At 36.1% G+C, this 11,606-nt stretch carries 11 protein-coding genes; 7 read left to right on the top strand and 4 right to left on the bottom strand.

From position 1 onward, the window contains the following. Window positions 1-3: 3 nt before the first annotated feature. Genes pyrR through ICJ85_RS00960 form a run of 5 tightly spaced genes read left to right on the top strand, consistent with a single transcriptional unit; the run spans window position 4 to window position 3,252 of the window. A complete protein-coding gene (gene pyrR / locus ICJ85_RS00940) occupies window positions 4-543 on the top strand; it encodes a bifunctional pyr operon transcriptional regulator/uracil phosphoribosyltransferase PyrR (protein ID WP_188221894.1) in 540 nt (179 codons plus the stop codon). A gap of 60 nt (window positions 544-603) precedes the next feature. Continuing rightward, on the top strand, window positions 604-1,533 hold the full coding sequence (locus tag ICJ85_RS00945; protein WP_188221895.1) for an aspartate carbamoyltransferase catalytic subunit: 930 nt from the start codon (window positions 604-606) through the stop codon (window positions 1,531-1,533). A 3-nt stretch (window positions 1,534-1,536) separates the two neighbouring features. Further along, window positions 1,537-1,869 (top strand): ribonuclease Z, encoded by a 333-nt coding sequence (locus ICJ85_RS00950; RefSeq protein ID WP_188221896.1) that lies wholly within the window; start codon window positions 1,537-1,539, stop codon window positions 1,867-1,869. A 3-nt stretch (window positions 1,870-1,872) separates the two neighbouring features. Next, window positions 1,873-2,340, top strand: coding sequence for a DUF3291 domain-containing protein (locus ICJ85_RS00955; protein ID WP_188221897.1), 468 nt, complete (start codon window positions 1,873-1,875; stop codon window positions 2,338-2,340). A gap of 3 nt (window positions 2,341-2,343) precedes the next feature. Beyond that, on the top strand, window positions 2,344-3,252 hold the full coding sequence (locus ICJ85_RS00960; RefSeq protein ID WP_188221898.1) for a ribonuclease Z: 909 nt from the start codon (window positions 2,344-2,346) through the stop codon (window positions 3,250-3,252). On the opposite strand, the gene ICJ85_RS00965 is transcribed toward ICJ85_RS00960, so the two are convergent. Further along, window positions 3,245-3,655, bottom strand: coding sequence for a hypothetical protein (locus tag ICJ85_RS00965; RefSeq protein ID WP_188221899.1), 411 nt, complete (start codon window positions 3,653-3,655; stop codon window positions 3,245-3,247). The two genes, ICJ85_RS00960 and ICJ85_RS00965, sit on opposite strands and share 8 nt — an antisense overlap. A gap of 89 nt (window positions 3,656-3,744) precedes the next feature. On the opposite strand from ICJ85_RS00965, the gene pdxH reads away from it, so the two are divergent. Then, window positions 3,745-4,392: a pyridoxamine 5'-phosphate oxidase gene (gene pdxH / locus ICJ85_RS00970; RefSeq protein ID WP_188221900.1), complete on the top strand. Its 648-nt coding sequence runs from the start codon at window positions 3,745-3,747 to the stop codon at window positions 4,390-4,392. Between the two features lie 166 nt (window positions 4,393-4,558). Beyond that, complete coding sequence (locus ICJ85_RS00975; RefSeq protein WP_188221901.1) at window positions 4,559-5,053, top strand: CAP domain-containing protein; 495 nt, start codon at window positions 4,559-4,561, stop codon at window positions 5,051-5,053. Between the two features lie 423 nt (window positions 5,054-5,476). Here ICJ85_RS00975 and ICJ85_RS00980 read toward each other — a convergent pair whose 3' ends face one another. The 3 genes from ICJ85_RS00980 to ICJ85_RS00990 all read right to left on the bottom strand — a co-directional run. Continuing rightward, window positions 5,477-7,393, bottom strand: coding sequence for an OmpA family protein (locus ICJ85_RS00980; protein WP_241739465.1), 1,917 nt, complete (start codon window positions 7,391-7,393; stop codon window positions 5,477-5,479). Window positions 7,394-7,404: 11 nt separating this feature from the next. Further along, entirely contained in the window at window positions 7,405-8,331 is a 927-nt protein-coding gene (locus tag ICJ85_RS00985) for a PorP/SprF family type IX secretion system membrane protein (protein ID WP_188221902.1), read from the bottom strand. A 12-nt stretch (window positions 8,332-8,343) separates the two neighbouring features. After that, a partial coding sequence (locus ICJ85_RS00990) for a gliding motility-associated C-terminal domain-containing protein (protein WP_194420785.1) occupies window positions 8,344-11,606 on the bottom strand: 3,263 nt, incomplete at its 5' end.

Genomic DNA, 11,606 nt, shown 5'->3' on the forward strand with positions numbered 1-11,606 from the left:
TATATGAGTCAAAAAGTTTTACTTAACGAAAAAGAGGTAAACATCATTCTTCACCGATTGGCTTGTCAACTTATTGAAAAACATAAAGACTTCTCTGATACCGTACTTATTGGTTTACAGCCACGTGGTGTGTATTTAGCCGATAGAATTGCTAAAATTTTACGAGAAGATTACAAGGTTGAAAATATCCAGTTAGGATATTTAGACATTACGTTTTTTAGAGATGATTTTCGCCGAGGAGAAAAGCCTTTAGAGGCCAATAAAACCAAAATCAATTTTTTAGTAGAAGATAAAAACATCGTATTTATAGACGATGTATTATATACCGGTAGGAGTATAAGAGCCGCATTAACAGCGATACAGTCGTTTGGTCGCCCGAACGAAATTGAACTTTTAACGTTAATTGATAGACGTTTTAGCAGGCATTTACCAATTCAACCAAACTACAGAGGGAGACAGGTAGATGTGATTAATAATGAGAAAGTACGTGTAAACTGGAAGGAGAAAGATAATGAAGATTCAGTTTACCTTATAGAACGATAATTTTACCCGTTTAACCTACTGATACAGGTAGGTTTAAACACTTAACTTTAAACATAGAAAATGAGCGAATTAAGTGTAAATCACTTGTTAGGAATTAAATATCTTAATGAGCAAGATATTCAACTTATTTTTGAAACCGCCGATCATTTTAAAGAGGTGATAAACAGGCCCATTAAAAAAGTGCCTTCACTTCGAGATATTACCATTGCCAATTTGTTTTTTGAAAATTCAACCCGAACCAAGTTGTCTTTTGAGTTGGCTGAAAAGCGTTTATCTGCTGACGTTTTAAATTTTTCATCAGCACAATCCTCAGTTAAAAAAGGAGAAACGCTTATCGATACCGTAAACAACATTTTATCTATGAAGGTAGATATGGTGGTGATGCGTCATCCAAACCCTGGTGCAGGCGTATTTTTATCAAAACACGTTAACGCCAGTATTGTAAATGCCGGAGATGGTGCGCACGAACATCCAACACAGGCCTTATTAGATTCGTATTCTATTCGAGAGCGTTTAGGTGATGTAGCAGGTAAAAAAGTGGTTATTGTTGGTGATATTTTGCACAGTAGGGTAGCGCTTTCTAATATTTTTGCTTTACAATTACAAGGCGCAGAAGTTATGGTTTGCGGACCAAAAACTTTAATTCCGCGTTATATTCATGAGTTAGGTGTAAAAGTAGAAACTAATCTTCGTAAAGCTTTAAACTGGTGTGATGTGGCAAATATGCTTCGTGTACAAAACGAGCGTATGGATATTAGTTATTTCCCGTCAACACGTGAGTACACTCAACAATTCGGGGTAAATAAAGAGTTATTAGATTCTCTAGATAAAGAAATTACAATCATGCACCCGGGGCCAATTAATCGTGGTGTAGAGATAACGAGCGATGTGGCCGATTCTAAACAAGCCATCATTTTAGATCAGGTTCAAAATGGTGTTGCCGTAAGAATGGCTGTTATATATTTATTGGCGTCTAAAATAAAACAATAAACAATGATTATAGATCAAGACGGAAACATATCGATTATTACTCAGGAAAAAGCAACCCTTCCAGAGTTAGTTAAAAAACTTCAGGCCTTATACCCTAAGTTTAAGAACAGTAACATCATTGTTATTTTATCGACATTAAAAACACTTGGTGTACATGATATTGTTGAATTTTTAGAAATTTCAAATACGCATCGTGGATCTAAACACTCGTTTGTCATTGTTACCGATAAGATTGATTTAGATGAAACTCCAGATGAAATTGTCGTAGTGCCTACAACTCAGGAAGCATACGATATTATTGAAATGGAAGAAATGGAGCGCGATTTAGGGTTTTAAAAAATGAAGACCTACCATCTTGCACAGGTTAATATCGCGAAAGGTTTAGCACCAATTAGCGATCCTATTATGCAGGATTTTATAAATAATGTTGACCGAATAAATGCTCTAGCCGATAAAAGCGACGGTTTTGTTTGGCGTTTTAAAGATGAAGACAAAGATGAAGCTTTGTCTGTTTTTAAGGAAGACAACCTGTTAGTTAATATTTCTGTTTGGGAAGATCTTGAGTCACTTTTCAATTACATTTATCATTCCGATCATATTGAGGTTTTTAAGAGAAAAAAAGAGTGGTTTTCTAAAGTAAAAATGAAGCATATGGCATTTTGGTATGTGCCAATTGATTATAAACCTACTTTAAAAGATGCGAAAATTCGCTTAGATTACTTAAATTCACATGGAGAAACGCCGTATGCGTTTACCTTTAAAAGTAAATTTTCGGTAGTCGATGCTATTAATTATAAAACCCCATAATACATGAAGCTCACAATATTAGGATGTTACAGTGCTACACCAAGAGCTTTAACCAATACCACATCACAAGTTTTAGAAATTAACAACCACATGTTTTTAATAGACTGTGGTGAAGGTACTCAAGTGCAGTTACGAAAGCATAAAATAAAGTTTAACAGGATTAAGCATATTTTTATTTCGCATTTGCATGGTGATCATTTTTTTGGTCTTGTTGGGCTGATTTCTACATTTCGATTACTTACTCGTGAAACCGATTTACATATTTATGGGCCAAAAGGCATAAAAGAAGTTATTACGCTTCAAATGAAACTTTCCGACTCCTGGACAAATTATAAGCTTATTTTCCATGAGTTAACATCTAACAATTCAGAATTAATTTTTGAAGACGAAGTAGTTGAAGTGTATACCATTCCTTTAAATCATCGTGTATATACCAACGGATACCTTTTTAAAGAAAAGGAAGGTAATCGCAAATTAGATATTAATCTGGTTGAGGAGGCTAATATAGATATGGCTTACTATAGAAAACTACAACAAGGGTTTGATGTTGTAAATGAAGATGGGGTGTTAATCGCTAATGAAAAAGTGACAAAACCTGGTAAAAAGTCTAAAAGCTATGCCTTTTGTAGTGATACTATGTACAAAGAAGATATTGTGCCTATCATTAAAGATGTCGATGTTTTATATCATGAATCTACATTTTTAGAAAAGCATGCACATTTAGCTTCACCAACAAAACATTCAACCGCAAAAGAAGCCGCTACAATTGCTAAAAAAGCGAATGCAGGGGTTTTGTTGCTAGGACATTATTCAACGCGCTACGACAGCTTAAAACCGTTTAAAGAAGAAGCACAGGAAGTCTTTAAAAACGTTAGGTTATCTCAAGATGGTAAGGTGTTCGATTTTAATTAAATTCTCTTAAACCTAACACCCATTCAATAGCTTCGTTTAACGATGTACAGCGCTTTATACTAGATTTCGAAAATCGTTTTTCTAAGGTAGCATTTAAATAAGCCATATCGTTGTATATAACAATAGCACTCGCTATAATAAAAATATGTTTAACTAATTTATTCCAGTTATGTGGATCTACAGAATAGGAATTGATGCGGTTAGAGATATAGGCTATTCTAGGCTTTGTTCCATAAAATGCATTAACGTTATTCAATAAATCTTGAGCCATATTCCAATCAAAGTGGACACCTTCAATCATTTCGGATAAAATAAACTTTTCACCAAAATAAAAGGTGCCAAATGGCTTTTCTAATTTAAAGAACTGCGTTCTATCGTAATAGGCAGAATTCTCAAATGTCATATTAATTCGTTAGGGAGGGCCTAATTTAGAAAGATTATTTTATTAAGGAATGAAAAGAAATATTTAATTTTGAATAATTTTAGATTAGTATGGAAAAGGACTTAAGTAGCTATAGAAAATCTTATGAAAAAGGAGAGTTATTATTGCAGGATGCTCCCGAAAATCCAATGGAATTGTTTCAAAAATGGTTTTATGAAGTGGATAGTTTTTTTGTTGAAGATGAAACTAATGCTATGACCGTTTCAACCATCGGGTTGGATGGATTTCCGAAAAGTAGAGTAGTACTGCTTAAGCGTTATACATACGAAGGCTTTATTTTTTATACCAATTATAACAGTGAGAAAGGCAAGGCTATTGCAAATAACCCAAATGTTTGTTTATCTTTCTTTTGGCATGGTGCCGAACGTCAGGTAATCATTAAAGGTAAGGCTGAAAAAATAGCTGAAAATTTAAGCGATGGCTATTTTGAATCTAGGCCACGTGGTAGTCAATTAGGTGCTATGGCTTCAGATCAGAGTGAAGTGATTGAGAGTAGAGAGGTCTTAGAGCAAAAACTCTACAATTTGGAACAGGAATACGAAGGCAAAGAAATAACCAGACCAAGGTATTGGGGAGGTTATATTGTTAAGCCTGTTGAAATGGAATTTTGGCAGGGTAGAGCTAACAGATTACACGATCGCATTAGATATAGATTACAAACAGATTATAATTGGCAGATTGATCGACTATCTCCATAATTTTACCGCTGAAATACATGTTTTTCATTGCGCCGAGTATTTTTAATCGATGAAATACATTATTTAACGATAAAAAACACGTCGTTAATCGATTTTAACATTTCTTTAACAGTTACTTCAAGTTAGGCTTCTAAATTTACAGAACCAAATCTAAATTTACCTAACCATGAAGTTATCAACCAAACTGCCTTTTTTGGCTCTCCTAGCTATTCTAAGCTTTTCTTGTACCACTGATAGTCTTGAAGATGAAGTACAAGGTGAAGAATTTAGTTTAATAATTTTAGAAGACAAATCGATTGAAGTCGAAATTTTAGACCTTATAAATGATCACAGGTTATCAAAAGGGCTTGATCCTTTATTGGATATGAACATTGTAAAATCTGTGGCTTACACACACACCGATTATATGGTAGATAATAATGAAGTATCGCATGCTAATTTTTTTAAGCGTAGTGAATACTTAAAGGCTAATGCAGGGGCATCTAAAGTTTCTGAAAATGTGGCTTATGGTTACAGTTCTGCAGAATCGGTAGTTAATGCATGGCTAAAAAGCGAAGGGCACCGCGCTACCATTGAAGGTGATTTTACAAACTTCGACATTTCTGCCGAAGTAAACACTGAAGGTAAATGGTATTACACCAATATCTTCATTAAAAAATAATTATTTGCTAGTCTCAGTTTGATAGCAATTACCGCATAACCTGTTATGTATTTAATAGGTTATACCTTGATAACTTAATTGTTATTGAATTTAGCTTTAGGTATGAGCCTCCCTTGGTTGGGGAGGCTTTTTTTGTTTTAAGCTTCTTAATATTTGGGGACTATAGTTATAGTTAATGACTTAGGACTTTCCTGAATAAGGATATAATAGTACAACTATACCTATTAGATTATGAACAGAAAGAATTAGCATAAAAGGAGTTGTGAAAGCAAGAAATCTGTTTAGAGTATAGTGTCAGATAACATCTTTGTTCTTTATAAATATTTTGAGATGAAGGTATTTCTATTTAAAGCTAAAAACCCACTAAGAACAAGTCTTAATGGGTTTTTAAAATATTGAATTTAGCTTATTTTTCCTTTGTCGTTATTCCATTTTAATAACGATAAATTGTGTACGTCTGTTTAACTGGTGTGCTTGTTCTTCACAATCCTCACTACCGTCACATCCGTTGGTCAATCTGCGTTCACCAAATCCTTCATGAGCTGTAATTCGTTCAGGGGCAACACCATGTGAGATTAAATACTCATAAGTAGAATTTGCTCTGTCTATCGACAATTTATCATTGTAAGATAAAGAACCTCTGGAATCGGTATGCGATTCAATTCTAATTACCATATCAGGATATTGGTTAACCATTAAATCGACAATCTTATCTAACTCTTGAGCCGCGTCAGGTCTGATGTTATACTTATCAAAGTCAAAATAAATGGTATTTAACTGAGCAAGGGTTACAACGTCTTCTACAGGGTTTAACAATAAGTTCGCAGTTATTGTTGTTAATTCTGTTTTCAAATTTTTAGAGGTAAACGTTCTGTAATCCTCTATGTATTTGTCATGACTTCCAACAATTTTGTAATCTTGGTTTCTATCTATATTAATGGAGTAGTAGCCGTTTTCATCGGTTTCCATATAAGCGATTTGTCCACCCTTTTCATCGTATAATTTGATGGTTGAATTCGGGATTGGATTGCTGTTAATGGCATCTGAAACAACACCTTCAACTTTTAATGGAGGTATTCTGTTGTAAGCATAAATATCATCGTCACCTTTACCTCCAGATCTGTTGGATGCAAAATAACCAGCAGTTCCGTTCGCACTCATAGTGAATGAGAAGTCATCTTTACTGGAGTTAACCGGAGTGCCTAAATTAATAACATCAATGATATTGTCATTTTCATCATTTATCGAAGCAAAAACGTCTAACATTCCCAGACCAACATGACCGTCTGATGAGAAGAATAAGGTGCCTTCATTATTTATAAAAGGAAACCCTTCAGCTCCATTGGTATTTACAACGTCTCCTAAGTTTTTAGGCTCTCCTAAAACACCATCGGCAGAAATATCTACGACGTAAATATCAGATCCACCCATACCTCCTGGTCGGTCTGAAGCGAAGTAAAGCTTAGTATCATCACTGTTTAGAGCGGCGTGTTGTGTTGAATAGTTATCACTGTTAATGGCTAAGTCTTCAACATCTGTCCAGATGCTATCCCTAAAAGTAGCCCTATAGATTTTCATATTAGTAAGACCTTTGTTGTCTTTATTTTCTACGTTATCTTTAAAATTGTTTCGAGAGAAATACATATACTTACCGTCTTTTGTAATGGTCACAGGACCATCATGAAACACAGTATTGATATCTCCTTGTAATTTTTTAGTATGGTCTACTTCTTCTTCAGAGTCTAATTCGGTTACATAAACATCTAAGAATGGTTGTTCGTTCCATCCGTATAAACGTTTAATAGCAACGCCGGCATCTCGGGTAGAGCAGAAGTATATTTTGCCATCGTGCTCGTAAGCACCAAAATCACTATACTCTGAGTTAAAATTGAATTTATCTAAGAAATATTGTTGCTTTGCGTTGAATACATTGGTTATGAAATTTGAATCTTTAGAGAAATCATTACTGTTTACAACACCACCAGAATCCTTGTAACGTTCTAACCATTTTTCAGATTCTTCATAATCTTTAATACCTCTTAAAGATTGCGCGTAGCTATAATAATACTCTACAGGAACATTATCTTGTTCAACCACCTTTTTATAATATTTAGAGGCATTTTTCGGATCTCTCAACAAGGCATAACAATCTGCCAGTTTTCTTGTTGCATAATCTTTGTTGTAATCTTTAGCAATAAGCTCCTTATAAACTTCTGCCGCTTTTACAAAAGAAAATTTATTGAATAGTGTGTCTGCCTTATTTTGCTTCCCTTGCTGAGCGAACACAGTGAAGGTTAACAGTAGTGCAGCGAATACTAAAATGTAATTTTTAATCTTCATATCTTAGGGTATTAGAAGTATCTAGGTGATTTTAGTTTAGTACTTAAGAATTTGAATTCGTAAATAAGCAGGATTTCATGTGTTCCTGTTGTATAGTCAGCAATATCTGAAATGGCTTTCTCGTAAGCATATCCTATACGTAGTTGTCGTGAAATTTGAAAATCTACGATACCTCCAATAGCAGCAGTTTGTTCGTTGATTCTATATGAACCACCTAACCAAAACTTTTCATTGAATAAAAAGTTCGCTGTAAGATCGTACGATAATGGGGCACCGTTTGTTGCTTTTATTAAGTATGCAGGTTTGAATTTTATTGTTTTACTAAGGTCGAATACATAACCACCGGTAAAATAGTAACTCAAACGCTCTAAGGCTTCGTAACCCTCCTCATTGTTTCTATCGGTGTTTAGAATTCTTGGTGTCGATAAACCTAAGTACCATTTATTCGTACTCCAGTAAACACCAAGACCGATATTCGGAGACCAGCGATTAGCAAACCCTCGAAAGTAGGTGTCTTCAACCACACTAGGGTCATTTAAAAATTCAGAATCCAGACTATATTGGGTAAATCCTCCTTTAAGACCGAAAGCCAGTTTTCCTGTTTGTCCGGTTGGAATGGCATAGGAGAAGTCACCGTATAAGTAGGTGAAGTTTTCAGGACCTAAATCGTCTTCTATAAATGATAAACCTAAGCCTATTCTGTCGTTTCTTAACGGACTATGAATAGAAAGGGTTTGTGTTATAGGACCTCCTTTAAAACCAACCCACTGGCTTCTGTGTAATCCTACAATGCTCAAGGCTTCTCTACTACCAGCATAAGCCGGGTTAACAGATATTGTATTATACATGTACTGAGTGAACTGCGGTAATTGTTGCGCGAGTCCAACCGTACAACTTAATAATGCAATAGCGATTATGTAATGTTTAAAAAGTTTCATAGGTTAAGATTTTTATTTAGTTCCTAAATAAACTGGTCCTGTAAATGGTGCCAATCCACTATCTTTTAATGTTATTATATAATAGTAAGTTCCGTTTGGTACTGTATCAGAAGATCCGAAAGATGATTTATTCGAACGACCTCTCCAGTCTCCCATATTTTCACCTAGGGTATAATTGCTAGACTCGTAGATTAAAGCTCCCCATCGGTTGAAGATCTTTACATCTGCGACGAATCCACAGAGTTCGATTCCTTTAATATCAAATGATTCATTATATGAGTCTCCATTAGGAGTTACCGCTTTTGAAATCTCAATATCATTCTCACCACATGGTAATACCACACAATCTGAATCAACTTGAAGTGTAAGTTCGGTTTCAAAGATAGAACCGTCTCTGGTGGTCTTATACTTAACTAAGAATTCTAATACTTCACCAGGATTGAAATCTTCACCTAGTTGTAATTTCGTTGGGTCGAAAATAGAACCGATTAGGGTGGCAACATCATTTCCTTGAATAAATTCCCAAACACCTTGAAGGTTTACGTCACTTGGAATAAGTCCTTCAAGGATATCTCTTAAGTCTACAGCACCGTCATCATAACAGATAGGACTTGCTGTTGTTCTTGTTGTTACGGTTTGAATAGCGATTAATACGGTTTGTGTGTACACAGATTCGTTACCACAAGCATCAACTGCTGTCCAGGTTCTTGTAATCTGATAATCTACAAACTGGTTTTCAACGAAAGTACTCTCTTCTGTAAATTCAACAGTGTATTCAGAGCAGTCTGTAAATTCTAATTCAGGAGCATCAGGAATATCTAGGGAAGTAACAGCTATGGTTTCTTCATATTCTGTAATATTCTCAGGTGCTTTGGTATCCTGAACCGTGATGTTTTGTGTATGAGAAACGGTGTTTCCACAATCATCGGTAGCAATCCAAGTACGGGCAATTGAATAACTAGAAGGACAAGAACCGTCTGTTCTTACATCTTCAACAGTTACTATGGCATTTCCACAGCCATCTGTTGCTGTTAAAACGACGTCGTCAATAGCTGGAACGGCATCACATTCTACAGTTATATCTGTAGGTAAGGATTCAACAAAGGTTGGAGCCGTTGTATCTACAACTGTAATGGTTTGTGTTGCCGATGCAGAATTACCACAGTCGTCAGTCGCTGTCCATGTTCTGGTAATTACTTTGGTGTTACCACAAGCAGCAACCTCAGAATCACTTTCCGTGATGGTTACATTACCACAAGTATCGGTAGCAGTAGCAACACCAGTACTCACGCTTGTTACATCTTCAGAACATTCAATAGTTACACTATCGGGAGCGGTAATTGTAGGAGCAACAGTATCAACTATAGTAATAGTTTGCGTTGCAGAAGTTGGGTTACCACATTCATCAGTAGCCGTCCATGTTCTGGTGATTACTTTGGTATTACCACAAGTAATAACTTCAGTATCACTTTCTGTAATGGTTACATCACCACAAGTATCAGTAGCTGTAGCTACACCAGTATTCGCACTAGTTTCGTCTTCAGTACACTCGATAGTGACATCGGCAGGAACTGTTAATACCGGAGGCGTTGTATCTTGAACTGTAATAGTTTGCGTTGCAGAAGTAGGGTTACCACATTCATCAGTAGCCGTCCATGTTCTGGTGATTACTTTCGTATTACCACAAGCCGTTACAACGTCATCAGTTTCAGTAATGGTTACATCCCCACACGTATCAGTAGCTGTAGCTACACCAGTATTCGCACTAGTTTCATCTTCAGTACACTCGATAGTAACATCGGCAGGTACTGTTAATACCGGAGGCGTTGTATCTTGAACTGTAATAGTCTGCGTTGCAGAAGTAGGGTTACCACATTCATCAGTAGCCGTCCAAGTTCTTGTGATTACTTTTGTATTACCACAAGCCGTTACAACATCATCACTTTCAGTAATGGTTACATCCCCACAAGTATCGGTAGCTGTAGCTACACCAGTATTCGTGCTAGTTTCATCTTCAGTACACTCGATAGTGATATCGGCAGGTACCGTTAATACCGGAGGCGTTGTATCTTCAACAGTAATGGTTTGCGTTAATACAGTTGCATTGTTACACTCATCAGTAGCTGTCCAAGTTCTGGTGATTACTTTCGTATTACCACAAGCCGTTACAACATTATCACTTTCAGTAATGGTTACATCACTACACGTATCGGTTGATGTTGCAATACCTGTATTAGCACTTGTCTCATCTTCAGTACACTCGATAGTGATATCGGCAGGTACTGTTAATACCGGAGGCGTTGTATCTTCGATTGTGAAGGTTGCAGTTGTAGATGATGCATTTCCACAAGCATCAGTAGCTGTAAAGATTACCGTAGCCGAACCAGTATTTCCACAATCATCACTTAAAGAAGTGAAGTTATTAGACCAGCTAATTGAAGAACAGTCATCTGTAGCTGTGGCACCTCCATTAGAAGCTAACCAATCATCTAATTCTTGTGTATTGCCAGAACCATCACATTCTGCAATATAATCAGATGCTGTTGTTGTTAAGTTTGGAGCAATATTATCTTGAATGTGATAAATTGCAGTTGTTTCTGATGAATTACCACAAGCATCGGTAGCTGTAAAAGTTATGGTAATACCTTTTCCTTCTTTACATTTAACACTTGTATCTTGTCCATAATTATTTGTCCATGTTACATCACTGCAATTATCGCTTGCTGTTGCTCCAGCATGATTATTTAGCCAATCGGTTAATTTTTGTGGATCATCAACAGCACACTCAATATTGATATCAGCAATATTAGAGTTGTCTATAATTGGCGCTATATTATCATTTAAGTTGTATGTATAAACCCATTCATTTGAATTTCCTGCACAATCTGTGTAAGTCCAAGTGTAAGTTTTAACCCCATTACAAACCGGGTCAGCACTAATAACAGGACCAGTTGGGATTATTATATTTCCACAAGCATCAAAAACAGAAACAGGTGGTGTTGGGATCACTTGAGCATCGTCAATACAAGTTATGTTTGATAATTCATTATTTGGTAAATTGAAATTGGGAGTATCAATAGTGTAAGTATAAGTCCAGTCAGCAGTTGTTTCACCGTCACAAGCGGTGTATCTATATCTCCAAACCACAGTACCTTCACAATCAGGAGAAGGGTCATCCTGTCCAATAAGCACAGGGATAACATCTCTACCGCAGGCATCCTGAATAGTAGCAGGAGCACCAGGGTTAACGGCATCTGCAGGACAAGACACAGTGT

It is taken from the genome of Aestuariibaculum marinum, from assembly GCF_014596975.1.
GTDB lineage: Bacteria > Bacteroidota > Bacteroidia > Flavobacteriales > Flavobacteriaceae > Aestuariibaculum > Aestuariibaculum marinum.